At 67.1% G+C, this 13,448-nt stretch carries 15 protein-coding genes; 14 read left to right on the forward strand and 1 reads right to left on the reverse strand.

Annotated elements, in window-relative coordinates:
* From ribH to tolA, 7 genes are read left to right on the forward strand one after another with little or no spacing between them, the layout of a single operon-like run.
* Positions 1 to 465 (forward strand): 6,7-dimethyl-8-ribityllumazine synthase, encoded by a 465-nt coding sequence (gene ribH / locus P7644_RS12175; RefSeq protein ID WP_404299468.1) that lies wholly within the window; start codon positions 1 to 3, stop codon positions 463 to 465.
* A complete protein-coding gene (nusB, locus tag P7644_RS12180; protein WP_404299469.1) occupies positions 462 to 989 on the forward strand; it encodes a transcription antitermination factor NusB in 528 nt (175 codons plus the stop codon). The genes ribH and nusB overlap by 4 nt, the downstream gene beginning before the upstream one ends.
* 59 nt (positions 990 to 1,048) lie before the next feature.
* On the forward strand, positions 1,049 to 2,233 hold the full coding sequence (locus P7644_RS12185) for a pyridoxal phosphate-dependent aminotransferase (protein WP_404299471.1): 1,185 nt from the start codon (positions 1,049 to 1,051) through the stop codon (positions 2,231 to 2,233).
* Between the two features lie 5 nt (positions 2,234 to 2,238).
* Positions 2,239 to 2,661, forward strand: coding sequence for a YbgC/FadM family acyl-CoA thioesterase (locus tag P7644_RS12190; protein ID WP_404299473.1), 423 nt, complete (start codon positions 2,239 to 2,241; stop codon positions 2,659 to 2,661).
* Entirely contained in the window at positions 2,658 to 3,359 is a 702-nt protein-coding gene (gene tolQ / locus P7644_RS12195; protein WP_404299474.1) for a protein TolQ, read from the forward strand. Before P7644_RS12190 ends, tolQ begins: the two co-directional genes overlap by 4 nt.
* Positions 3,360 to 3,372: 13 nt before the next feature.
* Positions 3,373 to 3,798 (forward strand): ExbD/TolR family protein, encoded by a 426-nt coding sequence (locus P7644_RS12200; RefSeq protein WP_404299476.1) that lies wholly within the window; start codon positions 3,373 to 3,375, stop codon positions 3,796 to 3,798.
* A 19-nt stretch (positions 3,799 to 3,817) separates the two neighbouring features.
* Positions 3,818 to 4,801, forward strand: coding sequence for a cell envelope integrity protein TolA (tolA, locus tag P7644_RS12205; RefSeq protein ID WP_404299478.1), 984 nt, complete (start codon positions 3,818 to 3,820; stop codon positions 4,799 to 4,801).
* Positions 4,802 to 4,929: 128 nt separating this feature from the next.
* On the opposite strand, the gene P7644_RS12210 is transcribed toward tolA, so the two are convergent.
* The gene (locus tag P7644_RS12210; RefSeq protein ID WP_404299479.1) at positions 4,930 to 6,261 is read right to left on the reverse strand and encodes an MFS transporter; all 1,332 of its coding nucleotides are present in this window, start codon (positions 6,259 to 6,261) and stop codon (positions 4,930 to 4,932) included.
* A 307-nt stretch (positions 6,262 to 6,568) separates the two neighbouring features.
* Here P7644_RS12210 and cyoA point away from each other — a divergent pair, with 307 nt between their 5' ends.
* Genes cyoA through P7644_RS12245 form a run of 7 tightly spaced genes read left to right on the forward strand, consistent with a single transcriptional unit; the run spans position 6,569 to position 13,398 of the window.
* Positions 6,569 to 7,615 carry a ubiquinol oxidase subunit II gene (cyoA, locus tag P7644_RS12215; protein WP_404299481.1) on the forward strand — a complete coding sequence of 349 codons (1,047 nt, stop codon included), beginning with the start codon at positions 6,569 to 6,571 and terminating at the stop codon, positions 7,613 to 7,615.
* 59 nt (positions 7,616 to 7,674) lie between these two features.
* Positions 7,675 to 9,678 carry a cytochrome o ubiquinol oxidase subunit I gene (cyoB, locus tag P7644_RS12220; protein WP_404299483.1) on the forward strand — a complete coding sequence of 668 codons (2,004 nt, stop codon included), beginning with the start codon at positions 7,675 to 7,677 and terminating at the stop codon, positions 9,676 to 9,678.
* Positions 9,671 to 10,306, forward strand: a complete 636-nt coding sequence (gene cyoC, locus P7644_RS12225; protein ID WP_404299485.1) for a cytochrome o ubiquinol oxidase subunit III — start codon at positions 9,671 to 9,673, stop codon at positions 10,304 to 10,306. The genes cyoB and cyoC overlap by 8 nt, the downstream gene beginning before the upstream one ends.
* Positions 10,307 to 10,723, forward strand: a complete 417-nt coding sequence (cyoD, locus tag P7644_RS12230) for a cytochrome o ubiquinol oxidase subunit IV (RefSeq protein ID WP_404299487.1) — start codon at positions 10,307 to 10,309, stop codon at positions 10,721 to 10,723.
* A 20-nt stretch (positions 10,724 to 10,743) separates the two neighbouring features.
* Positions 10,744 to 11,547 carry an SURF1 family protein gene (locus P7644_RS12235; protein ID WP_404299489.1) on the forward strand — a complete coding sequence of 268 codons (804 nt, stop codon included), beginning with the start codon at positions 10,744 to 10,746 and terminating at the stop codon, positions 11,545 to 11,547.
* Positions 11,544 to 12,875: an ATP-binding protein gene (locus tag P7644_RS12240; protein ID WP_404299491.1), complete on the forward strand. Its 1,332-nt coding sequence runs from the start codon at positions 11,544 to 11,546 to the stop codon at positions 12,873 to 12,875. Before P7644_RS12235 ends, P7644_RS12240 begins: the two co-directional genes overlap by 4 nt.
* Positions 12,865 to 13,398: a response regulator transcription factor gene (locus P7644_RS12245; protein WP_404299493.1), complete on the forward strand. Its 534-nt coding sequence runs from the start codon at positions 12,865 to 12,867 to the stop codon at positions 13,396 to 13,398. The genes P7644_RS12240 and P7644_RS12245 overlap by 11 nt, the downstream gene beginning before the upstream one ends.
* The last annotated feature ends 50 nt before the right edge of the window (positions 13,399 to 13,448 follow it).

Below are 13,448 nucleotides of genomic sequence, written 5' to 3' on the forward strand. Positions count from 1 at the left end.
ATGTTTGGCGCAGACAAAGGCGTAGCGGACAGGCTCGACGGCAGCAAGCTGCACATCGGCATCGTGCAGGCCCGCTTCAACGAAAACATCACCAACACCCTGGCGGCAGCCTGCCGCGCCGAGCTGCTCAGGCTGGGCGTGCAGGAGGCACACATACACCAGGTGCTGGTACCCGGCGCGCTGGAGGTTCCGCTGGCGCTGCAGGCCATGGCCGAGCGTGACGAATACGACGCGCTGATCGCGCTGGGCTGCATCATCCGCGGCGAGACCTACCACTTCGAGCTGGTGGCCAACGAGTCGGGCGCCGGCGTCACGCGCGTGGGACTGGACTATGACATCCCGATCGCCAACGCCATCCTGACCACGGAAAACCTCGAGCAGGCCATCGCGCGCCAAAGCGAGAAGGGCGTGGACGCGGCCCGTGTCGCCGTGGAGATGGCCAACCTGCTGGAGGAGCTGTCGTGAACGACGCCGCCCCACAACAACGCCCGCCGCGCCAGTCGCGCACCGGCCTCACGGCCACCGGCGTGCGCAAGGCCGGTGCCAAGTCGGGCCGCTCGCGCGCGCGCGAATTTGCCCTGCAGGGCCTGTACCAGCATCTGGTGGGCGGCAACGACGCCACGGCCATCGACCTGTTCACGCGCGACCTGTCAGGCTTTCACAAGGCCGACGCCGCGCATTACGACGCGCTCCTGCACGGCTGCATCACCACCGCCCAGTACATGGACGAGCTCATCACGCCGCAGCTCGACCGCAAGATGGCCGAGATCTCGCCCATCGAGCATGCCGTGATGTGGATCGGCGTATACGAGTTCCAGCACTGCCAGGACGTGCCCTGGCGCGTGATCATCAACGAGTGCATCGAACTGGCCAAGGAATTCGGCGGCACCGACGGCCACAAGTACGTCAACGGCATCCTGAACGGACTGGCCCCGCAGCTGCGCGCCGTCGAGGTCGAGGCCGACAAGGCCGCCGGCAAGGCCGGCTGACGTCTCCTCGTTTGTTTTCACGCCCGCCGGCCGCCGGCCGCGCACAACCTGCTTTTGCCATGAAGTTCTCCACCCGCGCCGAGCGCATCGACCCCTTTTACGTGATGGAAGTGGCCAAGGCCGCGCAGCAGATGGCGCGCGAGGTGGCCGGCACGCGCGAGCCGATGATCTTCCTGAACATCGGCGAGCCCGACTTCACCGCGCCGCCGCTGGTGGTGGAGGCGGCCGAACGCACCGTGCGGGACGGCCTCACGCAGTACACCAACTCCCTGGGACTGGACGCTTTGCGCGAGCGCATCAGCGGCTGGTATGCGACACGCTTTGGCGTGGATGTGCCAGCCCGGCGCATCGTGGTCACGGCCGGCGCCTCGGCCGCGCTGCAGCTGGCCTGCCTGGCGCTGATCGACGCGGGCGACGAGATCCTGATGCCCGACCCGAGCTACCCCTGCAACCGCCACTTCGTGAGCGCAGCCGAGGGCAAGGCGGTGCTGATCCCGACCACGGCCGAAGAGCGCTTCCAGCTGAGCGCCGCCAAGGTCGAGGCGGCCTGGGGGCCGAAGACGCGCGGCGTGCTGCTGGCCTCGCCCTCCAACCCCACGGGCACCTCCATTGCGCCCGAGGAGCTGCGCGCCATCCACGAGGTGGTGCGCGCCAAGGGCGGCCTGACCGTCATCGACGAGATCTACCTGGGCCTGTCCTACGAAGAGCATTTCGGCCACAGCGCCCTGGCGCTGGGGGACGACATCATCAGCATCAACAGCTTCAGCAAGTACTTCAACATGACCGGCTGGCGCCTGGGCTGGATGGTGGTGCCGGACGCCATGGTGCCCGTGGTCGAGCGCCTGGCGCAGAACCTGTTCATCTGCGCCTCTACCGTCTCGCAGCACGCGGCCCTGGCCTGCTTCGAAGCGGAGAGCATCGCCGAGTACGAGCGCCGCCGCGCGGAGTTCAAGGCCCGGCGCGACTTCTTCATCCCGGCGCTGAACCAGCTGGGTTTGAGCGTCCCCGTCATGCCCGACGGCGCCTTCTACGCCTGGGCCGACTGCACGCAGGTGGCGCACAAGCTCGGGGTTGAGGGCAGCTGGGACTTTGCGTTTGAGCTCATGCGCCGCGCCCACCTGGCGATCACGCCGGGGCGCGACTTCGGCACGGACCAGACGGCGCGCTTCGTGCGCTTTTCCACCGCCAACTCCATGGCGCAGCTGCAGGAGGCCGCGGCGCGCCTGAAGGCCCTGATCGGCTGAGCGCGATGTTCGAGTGGCCCGTACGCATCTACTGGGAGGACACGGATGCCGGCGGCATCGTGTTCTACGCCAACTACCTGAAGTTCTTCGAGCGCGCGCGCACCGAGTGGCTGCGCTCGCTGGATCTGGGTCAGCAGCAATTGCGGGAACTCACCGGCGGCATGTTTGTCGTAACCGACGCGCGCCTGCGCTACCTGCGCCCGGCCCGGCTGGACGATGAACTGATTGTTACCTCCCGGCTGCAGGACAGCGGCCGCGCATCGCTCACAATCGACCAACAGGCGCTCTTGAAACCGCAGCAGATGAACACCGACTGCCGGCCCGCACTGCTGTGCGAAGGCCGCATCCGCATAGGCTGGGTGGAGGCCGCCAGCCTGCGCCCGGCCCGCATTCCGGGCCTCGTTTTGCAAAAACTCTCCTCATCATGAATTCCCAAGACATGTCCATGCTCAGCCTGGTGCTCAATGCCAGCTGGGTGGTGCAGCTCGTAATGCTGCTGCTGCTGGCCGTCTCCGTGGCCAGCTGGGCCGCCATCTTCCGCAAGCTGTTCGCCCTCAAACGCGTGAAGGCGCTGAACGAAGACTTCGAACGCGACTTCTGGTCCGGCACCAGCCTGAACGAGCTGTTTGCCACCGCCGCGCACAACGCCAAGAGCGCCGGCCCCATGGAACGCATCTTCGCCAGCGGCATGCGCGAGTACCAGAAGCTGCGCGAGCGCCGCATCGCAGACCCCGGCACGCTGCTGGACGGCGCGCGCCGCGCCATGCGCGCGAGCTTCCAGCGCGAGATGGACGTGATCGAGTCCAGCCTGTCCTTCCTCGGCTCGGTGGCCTCGGTATCGCCCTACGTGGGCCTGTTCGGCACGGTGTGGGGCATCATGCACGCCTTCACGGGCTTTGCCGGCATGGAGCAGGTCACGCTGGCCACCGTGGCGCCGGGCATCGCCGAGGCCCTGGTAGCCACCGCACTCGGCCTGTTCGCCGCCATTCCGGCCGTGATCGCCTACAACCGCTTCGCGCGCGACATCGACCGCGTGGCCATCCACCAGGAGACCTTCATCGAAGAGTTCTCCAACATCCTGCAGCGCAACCTGGGCACCCAGCCCGCGTCGCCCTCAGGCCACTGAACGGAGGCACTACATGCCTGCCATGGCGTCCCGCAGCGGCACGCGCCGCCGCTCCATGAACGAGATCAATATGGTGCCGTTCATCGACGTGATGCTGGTGCTGCTGATCATCTTCATGGTGACGGCGCCCATGCTCACGCCCAGCTCGGTGAACCTGCCCTCGGTCGGCAAGGGCAGCAAACTGCCCAAGACGCGCGCCGACGTCATCGTGGACAAGGACGGCAGCCTGCGCTTCAAGGCCGACGGCAATGAACGCAGCGTGCCGCTGGCGCAACTCGGCGCGACGGTCAATAACTGGCGCAAAGACCAGCCCGAGGACACGCCCGTGCTCATCAGCGCGGACAAGAACGTCTCCTACGATTCCGTGATGAAAGCCATGTCCGCGCTACAGGCTGCGGGCGTTCCTCGCGTTGCGCTGGCCGTCAACAGCGGCGGCTGACGACAAGGAAATTCCGCGCATGCATGCCACCAACGACCGCGATCAGTTCGCCCCGCCGCGCCCGCCCGGGCGCGTGCGGGCCATCGCGTTGGCGGTGCTGGCCCATGCCATCTTGATTGGCGCGCTGACCTGGGGCGTGAACTGGAAGAGCAGCAGCGACCAGCCCGCGGTGGAGGCCGAACTCTGGGCCGCCGTGCCCCAGCAGGCTGCCCCGCGTGCCGCGGAGCCGCCCCCGCCACCCGCCCCCGAGCCCACGCCACAACCGGCACCCGCCCCCGCGCCCCCGCCTCCCCCGTCCCCGCCGCGCCAGGCCGAACCTGACCAGCACGAGGCCGACATCGCCCTGCAAAAGAAGAAAAAGCGCGAGGAAGAGGCGAAAAAGCTGCGCCAGCAGCAGCTGGAGCAGGAAAAGAAGGACAAGGAACGCCGCGAACGCCTGGAGCAGGAGAAAAAGGAACGCCTGCTGGCCCAGCAAAAGGCCGAGCGCGAGAAGGCGCAGCGTGAAAAAGAACTGCGCGAGAAGCAGTTGGCCGAACAGAAGAAGCTGGAGCAGCAAAAGGCCGAGCAGGAAAAGCAGAAGAAGCTGGCCGAGGAGAAACGCCGCAAGGCCGACGAGGCCCGCGAAGCCAGGGAGGCCGAGGCGCGCCACCAGGCGAATGTCCGGCGCATGCAGGGCCTGGCCGGCGCCACGGGCGGCGAGACCGCTACGGGCAGCGCGCTGCGCAGCGCCGGCCCCTCGGGCAGCTACGGCGGCAAGGTCGCGGCCAAGGTCAAGCCCAACATCGTCTACCCCGACACGGTGGACGGCAACCCGCGCGCCGAGGTCGAGGTGCGCGCCGCGCCCGATGGCACCATCGTCGGCGCGCGCATCACCCAGTCCAGCGGCAACAAGGCCTGGGACGATGCCGTGGTCCGCGCGCTGCAGCGCACCGAAACCCTGCCGCGCGACGTGGACGGCCGCGTGCCGTCCTCGCTGGTGATCGGCTTTCGCCCCAAGGATTGACGTAAAAAAGAGAGCTGCCAACGCTGGCCTGTACTGGTTTTCAACCCATTTTGTGGGCAAAACCCTTTACAAACATGCGCTGGAAGCTCTCATTTTCACTAGCGCCCGCCAGCGTGGCGGGCGCCGGCTCAGGCGCGCCGCTCAATCATGCGGTTGATGCGCAACGCGCCCAGCGTGCACACCACGCCCGACAGCAGGTACAGCGTCACGGCCCCGAGGCCGAAGCGCGCCGACAGGCCCAGGGCCACCAGCGGCGCGAAGGCCGCGCCGATGAGCCAGGCCAGGTCGGCCGACAGCGCCGCGCCGGTATAGCGGTACTGCGCGGAGAAGTTCGCCGTCACCGTGCCCGAGGCCTGCCCGTACGACAGCCCCAGCAGCACGAAGCCCAGCAGCAGGAATACCGTGCCGCCCAGCTGCCCCCCGCCCAGCAGCCAGGGCGTGGCCAGGCTGAAGACGCCGATCAGCACGGCCATGGCGCCCAGCAGGTTGCGCCGCCCCAGGCGGTCGGCCAGCCGGCCCGAAACCGCGACGGCACCGACCGACAGGAAGGCCCCCAGGATCTGCACGCACAGTACCTCGGTCATGGAGCGCTCGGAATACAGCACGATCCACGACAGCGGAAACACCGTCACCACATGGAACAGCGCAAAGCTGGCCAGCGCCGCGAACGCGCCCAGCACCACGTTGCCGCCCTCGTCGCGCATCAGGCGCGTGACGCCCACGGGCACCAGCTCCTTTTCCTCCAACAGCTCGGCATAGGACTGCCCGACCACCAGCCGCAGGCGCGCAAACAGCGCCACCACGTTGATGGCGAAGGCCACGCAGAACGGGTAGCGCCAGCCCCAGTCTAGGAACTCGGCGCTGGAGAGGCTGCCGTACAGGTAGGCGAACAGACTGGCCGCCAGCACGAAACCCAGCGGCGCGCCGAGTTGGCCGAGCATGGCGTACCAGCCGCGGCGCTCCGGCGGCGCCGCCATGGCCAGCAGCGACGGCAGGCCGTCCCAGGTACCGCCCAGCGCCAGGCCCTGGCCCAGGCGCAGCACCGCCAGCGCCACGATGGCCGCCATGCCGGCCGCCTGGTAGCTGGGCAGGAAGGCCATGCCCACCGTGCACGAGCCCAGCACGACCAGCGCCAGCGTGAGCTTGGTGCCGCGCCCCCAGCGCCGCTGCACCGCCATGGAGATGGCCGTACCGAACGGCCGGGCGATAAAGGCGATGGCAAAGAGGGCGAAGGCCGCCAAGGTGCCGTCCAGGCGTGACAAGAACGGGAACAGCAGCGACGGAAAGACCAGCACGCAGGCGATGCCGAAGACGAAAAAGTCGAAATACTCCGACGAGCGCCCGATGATCACGCCGACGGCGATCTCGCCGGGCGTTACGTCCTCGTCGGTGTGGGCGCGCGACAGCGAGGTCGCATCCTCGTGGCCGTAAACGGGGTATGCGATGGAATCGCTACTCATGACCGAGCTCCTTGGCGTTGCTGACACAAGCCCGTTCTACACGCAAGCCAACAGGTCAACAAGTGCGCTTACACTGACGCCCGACACGGGAAAACCCTTATGTAATATCAACCACTGGCTCCTTACGCGATACGCATGCAAGCCAAGCCTGGCGCGCCATAGCGCACATTGCTTGACCTTGGACAAAATGTCCAATCGACAAACGCGATAGGCGTATTACATTTGCGCTCGTCCAGTAATCCACGTTTACACCTACCGCGCCGCATGCCTGCGGTGCGGCTGTGAACTCGTTTGTCACGCCCCTAGCATGCTCACAATGAAGAAACTCCGCGGGCCAGGCTGGCTCGCCGCGGCCATTGCCGCTGCCGGACTGGCCGGCTGCAGCAAGGCCGTCGTACTCAACCCCGCGGGTGACGTCGCCGCCCAGCAGGGCAACCTGGTGATCACCGCCACGCTGCTGATGCTCATCATCATCGTGCCGGTGATCCTGCTGACGCTGCTGTTTGCCTGGAAGTACCGCCAGGGCAACACCGATGCCGAATACGACCCGGACTGGCACCACTCCACGTCGCTGGAGCTGGTGATCTGGAGCGTGCCGCTGCTGATCATCATCGCCCTGGGCGCGCTGACCTGGATCGGTACCCACAAGCTCGACCCCTACCGCCCGCTGGACCGCATCGACGCCCAGCGCGCCCTGCCCGCCGATGTCGAGCCGCTGGAGGTCCAGGTGGTGGCCATGGACTGGAAGTGGCTGTTCTTCTACCCCGAGCAGGGCATCGCCACGGTGAACGAGGTGGCCGCGCCGGTGGACCGCCCGATCCTGTTCAAGCTCACGGCCACGTCGACCATGAACGCGTTCTACGTGCCCGACCTGGCCGGCATGATCTACGCCATGCCCGGCATGCAGACCGAGCTCAACGCCGTGATCAACAAGCCCGGCGTGTTCCACGGCCTGGCTTCGCATAACAGCGGCCCGGGCTTTTCCGGCATGACCTTCAAGTTCCACGGTCTGTCCGACGCCGACTTCGCCCAGTGGGTGAACAAGGCCAAGACCGAGGGCAAGCCGCTGGACAAGGGCAGCTACCTGCAGCTCGCCAAGCCCAGCCAGCGCGACCCTGTGCAGCGCTTCTCCAGCGTGGAAAGCGGCCTGTACGACAAAGTGCTCGGCCGCTGCGTGGAAGACGGCCAGATGTGCATGCACGAGATGATGGCCATCGACGCGCGCGGCGGCCAGGCCTTCGTCAAGGCCTCCGGCCTGGACTTGCCGCAGGACCTGTGCACCGTCGGCAATGCGCCGCAGATCCTCGCCGCGCTGGATGCCCGCGCCACCCCCGAGGCCACCACCCCACAGTGAATTTGACGAGCTCGGCGCAGGCATGAGCCGGCGCAGGGCCATTAGCCAAGAGATTCGATATGTCTGAACAAACAACCCCGGCCCATTGGCTGTTGGGCCGCATCACCTGGGACTCCATCCCGATGGCGCACGAGCCCATCGTGCTGTGGACCTTCATCGCGGTGGTACTGGGCGGCATGGTGATGCTGGCCGTCCTCACCAGGTTCCGCCTGTGGGGCCCGCTGTGGCACGACTGGATCTGCTCGATCGACCACAAGAAGATCGGCATCATGTACATGATCCTCGGCCTGGTCATGTTCCTGCGCGGCTTCGCCGACGCGGTGATGATGCGCCTGCAGCAGTCCATGGCCTTCGGCGAGAGCATGGGCTACCTGCCGCCGCACCACTACGACCAGATCTTCACCGCCCACGGCGTGATCATGATCTTCTTCGTGGCCATGCCGTTCGTAACGGGCCTGATGAACTACCTGGTGCCGCTGCAGATCGGCGCGCGCGACGTGTCCTTCCCGTTCCTGAACAACTTCAGCTTCTGGATGACCACCGGCGGCGCCGTGCTGGTGATGATCTCGCTGTTCCTCGGCGAGTTCTCCACCTCCGGCTGGCTGGCACTGTCCAACCTCGGGGCGCAGGACCCGGGCGTGGGGCTGGACTACTACATCTGGGGCCTGCAGGTCGCGGGCGTAGGCACCACTCTGTCGGGCATCAACCTGATCGTGACCATCATCAAGATGCGCGCGCCGGGCATGAACCTGATGAAGATGCCCGTCTTCACCTGGACCGCCCTGTGCACCAACGCGCTGATCGTGGCCTCGTTCCCGGTGCTGACCGGGGCCCTGGTGCTGATGACGCTGGACCGCTACCTGGGCACGAACTTCTTCACGAACGACCTGGGCGGCAACCCCATGCTGTACGTGAACTTGATCTGGATCTGGGGCCACCCCGAGGTCTACATCCTGGTGCTGCCCGCATTCGGCGTGTTCTCCGAGGTGGTGGCGACGTTCAGCCGCAAGCGCCTGTTCGGCTACACCTCGATGGTCTACGCCACGGTGTGCATCACGGTGCTGTCGTACCTGGTGTGGCTGCACCACTTTTTCACCATGGGCTCGGGCGCCACGGTGAACACCTTCTTCGGCATCACGACGATGATCATCTCGATCCCGACAGGCGCCAAGATCTTCAACTGGCTGTTCACCATGTACAAGGGCCGCATCCGCTTCACCGTGCCGATGCTGTGGACGGTGGGCTTCATGTGCACCTTCGCCATCGGCGGCATGACCGGGGTGCTGCTGGCCGTGCCCCCGGCCGACTTCGTGCTGCACAACTCGCTGTTCCTGATCGCGCACTTCCACAACGTGATCATCGGCGGCGTGGTGTTTGCCGTGTTCGCCGGCATCAACTACTGGTTCCCCAAGGCCTTCGGCTACAAGCTCGACGAGTTCTGGGGCAAGTGCTCGTTCTGGTTCTGGCTGGTGGGCTTCTGGGTGGCGTTCACGCCGCTGTACATCCTGGGCCTGATGGGCGTGACTCGCCGCGTGAGCCATTTCGAGGATCCGTCGCTGCAGATCTGGTTCGTCATCGCCGCCTGCGGTGCCGCGCTGATCGCCATCGGCATCGCCTGCTTCTTCATCCAGCTGTTCGTGAGCTACCTCAGGCGCGAGCAGCTGCGCGACGTGACCGGCGACCCCTGGGGCGGCCGCACGCTGGAATGGGCCACCTCCTCGCCCCCGCCGCAATACAACTTCGCCTTCACCCCCGTGGTGCACGAGATCGATGCCTGGTGGGACATGAAGAAGCACGGCTACCGGCGCCCGCTCTCCGGCTTCCAGCCGATCCACATGCCCGCCAACACGGGCGCCGGCGTGGTGATCGGTGCGCTGTCCACGGTGTTCGGCTTCGCCATGATCTGGCACATGTGGCCGCTGGCGATCGCCTCGTTCGTCGCCACCGTGCTGGCCTCGATCATCCACACCTTCAACTACCAGCGTGACTACTACATCCCGGCCGCCGAAGTCGCCGCCACGGAAGACGCACGCACCCAGCAGCTTGCAGCAGCCCATGTCTAATACGCACACCCTCCACGCCGGCGGCGCGTCCGCCCTGGCACAGCGCGAGTACCACCTGGCGCACGAGCCCCATCCCGAGAACGGCACGTCGCTGGGCTTCTGGCTCTACCTGATGAGCGACTGCCTCATCTTTGCCGCCCTGTTCGCCACCTACGGCGTGCTCGGCCGCAGCTATGCGGCCGGCCCCACGGGCGCCGAGCTGTTCGACCTGCCGCTGGTGGCCCTCAACACGGCCTTCCTGCTGCTGTCGTCCATCACCTTCGGCTTCGCCATGCTGCAAAAGCAGGCGGGCAACGTGAAGGGCACGCTGGCCTGGCTGGCCGTCACCGGCCTGCTGGGCCTGGCCTTCCTGGCCGTGGAGCTCTACGAGTTCGCGCACCTGATCCACCAGGGTGCCACGCCGCAGCGCAGCGCCTTCCTGTCGTCGTTCTTCACGCTGGTGGGCACGCACGGCCTGCACGTGACCTTCGGTGTCATCTGGCTCGTCACGCTGATGTTCCAGATCGGCAAGCACGGCCTGATCCATGAGAACAAGCGCCGCCTGAACTGCCTGTCGATGTTCTGGCACTTCCTGGACGTGGTCTGGATCTGCGTCTTCACCTTTGTGTACCTGATGGGGGTGCTGTAAATGAGTGCACACGAACTTCACGCCGGCCATGACGACCACCACGGGCACGACGACCTGCACGTCAGCAAGGGCGACTACGTCAAGGGTTTCATCCTGGCGGTCATCCTCACGGTGATCCCCTTCTGGCTGGTCATGGGCAACGTGATCCAGGACCGCACCACCACGGTGCTGGTGCTGGGCATCTTCGCCATGGTCCAGGTGGTCGTGCACATGGTGTACTTCCTGCACATGAACGGCAAGATCCAGGGCGGCTGGACCATGCTGTCCACCATCTTCACCGTGGTGTTCCTGGCCGTCGCGATCGTGGGCACCCTGTGGGTCATGTTCCACATGAATGCGCAGATGATGGCCCCGCACGCCAACCCCATGGCCGCGCAGCACCAGGGCGCCCAGGCGCACCAGCCCAAGGCGCCCTGACCACGGCGGCTGCCCGCACCATGGAGCCGCTGCGCGCACGCCCGCACTCCAACCTGACGATGGCGATGCTCGCTCTGGCGGGCATCGCCTTGTTCGTGGGGTTCTGCGCCCTGGGCGGGTGGCAGGTGGAGCGCCGCACCTGGAAGCTGGCACTGATCGAGCGCGTGCAGCAGCGCCTGCAGGCCGCGCCCACGGCCCTGCCGCCCCGCACCGACTGGCCGCGCGTGGACGCCGCCGGCCATGAATACCGGCCCGTGTACGCCCAGGGCCGCTGGCTGGCCGACAAGACCGTGCTGACCCAGGCCACCACCGAGCTGGGCGCGGGCTTCTGGGTGCTCACCCCGCTGCAGCTCGATGCCGGCGGCCAGGTGCTGGTCAACCGGGGCTTCATCCCGCAGGCACGGCGCGGCCCATGGGCCACGGGCGCCAGCGGCCCGGACGCGCCGGCCGACGCCAGCGTACGCGTCGAAGGCCTGCTGCGCATGACCGAGCCCGGTGGTGGCTTCCTGCGCCGCAACAACCCGCAGCAACAGCGCTGGCACTCGCGCGACGTGGCCGCCATCGCCCAGGCGCAGGGCCTGGCAGACACGGCCCCGTTCTTCATCGACGCCGGCATTCCCGACCCGCGCGCGGGCGTCGTGGCGGAGATGGCCAACCCCGACGCCGGCCCCTGGCCACGGCCCGGCATGACGGTGGTGCGCTTTCACAACAGCCATCTGGTGTACGCCATCACCTGGCTCTCCCTGGCGACCATGGTCGTGGCCGCGGCGGTCTATGTGGCACGCTACGAGCTCCGGCTGCGCGCCACCTTCCGCGCCCCATGACCCCTCCCACCGCCTCGCCCCCCGCCCGCAAGGCGCGCTCGGCCGACGCCGCGGCCGGACTGAAGAACCTGCACCAGCTCATCCAGTTGCGCTGGATCGCCGTCATCGGCCAGGTCTTCACCATCGAGGTGGCGCACTACGGCCTGCACCTGCCCCTGCCCCTGCGCGAGATGCTCATGGTGGTGGGCTGCCTGGTGCTCTACAACGTGGTGAGCTTCCTGCGCTGGCGCACCGGGCGCGGCGTGCGCGATGTGGAGCTGTTCCTGGCGCTGCTCGTGGACGTGGCCGTGCTCACGGTGCAGCTGTACCTGAGCGGCGGCACCAGCAACCCCTTCGTCTTCCTGTACCTGCTGCAGATCGCGCTGGGCGCCGCCCTGCTGCGCGGCGGCCACATCTGGACCATGGTCTTGATCACGGCGATGTGCTTTGCGCTGCTGGCGCACTACAGCGTGCCCCTGCAGCTGCCGCCCGACTTTTCCCGCGGGCTGGCCAGCCCCTACGTGCTGGGGCTGCTGGTCTGTTTCATGCTGAATGCGGCGCTGGTGGTGATCTTCATCAGCCGCATCGGCCATAACCTGCGCCAGCGCGACGCGCGCCTGGCCGCCATACGCCAGCGCGCGGCCGAGGAGGAGCATGTGCTGCGCATGGGGCTGCTGGCCTCGGGCGCGGCGCACGAGCTGGGCACGCCGCTGGCCACCATGGCCGTGATCCTGGGCGACTGGCGGCGCGACCCGGCGCTGGCGACCGACGCCGCGCTGCAGGAGGACGTGGCCGAGATGCAGACGCAGGTGCAGCGCTGCAAGACCATCGTCAGCGGCATCCTGCTGTCGGCCGGCGAGGCGCGCGGCGAGGCCTCGGCCCAGACCACGGTGTGCCAGTTCCTGGACCAACTGGCAAGCGAATGGCGTGCCACGCGCCCGGTGGGCCGCTTTGTCTACGACAACCGCTTCGGGCAGGACAGTCCCATGGTGTCCGATGTCACGCTGCAGCAAATGGTTTTCAATGTGCTGGACAATGCGCGCGATGCATCGCCCCACTGGGTCGGCCTCGTCGCCGAGCGTGATCGAGAAATGTTGCGCATGATTGTCTTGGACGAAGGCCCTGGCTTCGCGCCTGCAATGCTCACGCAGTTCGGCAAACCCTACCAGTCCAGCAAGGGTCGCCCCGGCGGCGGGCTGGGGCTGTTCCTGGCGATGAACGTGGCCCGCACGCTGGGCGGCAGCGTGCAGGCCGAGAACCGCCCCGGCGGTGGCGCGCAGGTCACCATCACGCTACCGCTGGCCGCGATCGCGCTGCAGGACACGGGACATGACAACCATGGACGCTGAACGCTTGCTGCTCATCGTCGAGGACGACGAGGCCTTCACGCGCACGCTCGCGCGCTCCTTCGAGCGCCGCGGCTACCGCGTGCTGCAGGCGGACAGCCTGGCGCAGGTCCAGCAGCTGCTTGCCGAACACCGTCCCGGCTACGCCGTGGTGGACCTCAAGCTCAAGGGCGAGGCCACGGGCCTGGCCTGCGTGCGCCAGCTGCACGCGCACGACGAGGACATGCTCATCGTCGTGCTCACCGGCTATGCGAGCATCGCCACCGCCGTGGAGGCCGTGAAGCTCGGCGCCTGCCACTACCTGGCCAAGCCCTCCAACACCGACGACATCGAGGCCGCCTTCGGCCTGACCGAGGGCAATGCCGACGTGGAGCTCAGCAACCGCTCCAGCTCCATCAAGACGCTGGAGTGGGAACGCATCCACGAGGTGCTGGCCGAAACCGGCTTCAACATCTCCGAGGCCGCGCGGCGCTTGGGCATGCACCGGCGCACGCTCACGCGCAAGCTGGACAAGCGGCGCGTCTAGCGCCGACGCTCGACACAAAATAGCCCTGAAACGCTTATACAGCGTACGTC

Origin of the sequence: Alicycliphilus denitrificans (assembly GCF_044792555.1) — a bacterium.
In the GTDB taxonomy this organism is placed as follows: Bacteria; Pseudomonadota; Gammaproteobacteria; order Burkholderiales; family Burkholderiaceae_C; genus Alicycliphilus; species Alicycliphilus denitrificans_A.

What these genes read in the sequence shown, in the direction of transcription:
- ribH (WP_404299468.1), top strand. Translation starts at nt 1, where the DNA reads ATGTTTGGCGCAGACAAAGGCGTAGCGGACAGGCTCGACGGCAGCAAG.
- P7644_RS12185 (WP_404299471.1), top strand. Translation starts at nt 1,049, where the DNA reads ATGAAGTTCTCCACCCGCGCCGAGCGCATCGACCCCTTTTACGTGATG.
- P7644_RS12190 (WP_404299473.1), top strand. Translation starts at nt 2,239, where the DNA reads ATGTTCGAGTGGCCCGTACGCATCTACTGGGAGGACACGGATGCCGGC.
- tolQ (WP_404299474.1), top strand. Translation starts at nt 2,658, where the DNA reads ATGAATTCCCAAGACATGTCCATGCTCAGCCTGGTGCTCAATGCCAGC.
- P7644_RS12200 (WP_404299476.1), top strand. Translation starts at nt 3,373, where the DNA reads ATGCCTGCCATGGCGTCCCGCAGCGGCACGCGCCGCCGCTCCATGAAC.
- tolA (WP_404299478.1), top strand. Translation starts at nt 3,818, where the DNA reads ATGCATGCCACCAACGACCGCGATCAGTTCGCCCCGCCGCGCCCGCCC.
- P7644_RS12210 (WP_404299479.1), bottom strand. Translation starts at nt 6,261, where the DNA reads ATGAGTAGCGATTCCATCGCATACCCCGTTTACGGCCACGAGGATGCG.
- cyoA (WP_404299481.1), top strand. Translation starts at nt 6,569, where the DNA reads ATGCTCACAATGAAGAAACTCCGCGGGCCAGGCTGGCTCGCCGCGGCC.
- cyoB (WP_404299483.1), top strand. Translation starts at nt 7,675, where the DNA reads ATGTCTGAACAAACAACCCCGGCCCATTGGCTGTTGGGCCGCATCACC.
- cyoC (WP_404299485.1), top strand. Translation starts at nt 9,671, where the DNA reads ATGTCTAATACGCACACCCTCCACGCCGGCGGCGCGTCCGCCCTGGCA.
- cyoD (WP_404299487.1), top strand. Translation starts at nt 10,307, where the DNA reads ATGAGTGCACACGAACTTCACGCCGGCCATGACGACCACCACGGGCAC.
- P7644_RS12235 (WP_404299489.1), top strand. Translation starts at nt 10,744, where the DNA reads ATGGAGCCGCTGCGCGCACGCCCGCACTCCAACCTGACGATGGCGATG.
- P7644_RS12240 (WP_404299491.1), top strand. Translation starts at nt 11,544, where the DNA reads ATGACCCCTCCCACCGCCTCGCCCCCCGCCCGCAAGGCGCGCTCGGCC.
- P7644_RS12245 (WP_404299493.1), top strand. Translation starts at nt 12,865, where the DNA reads ATGGACGCTGAACGCTTGCTGCTCATCGTCGAGGACGACGAGGCCTTC.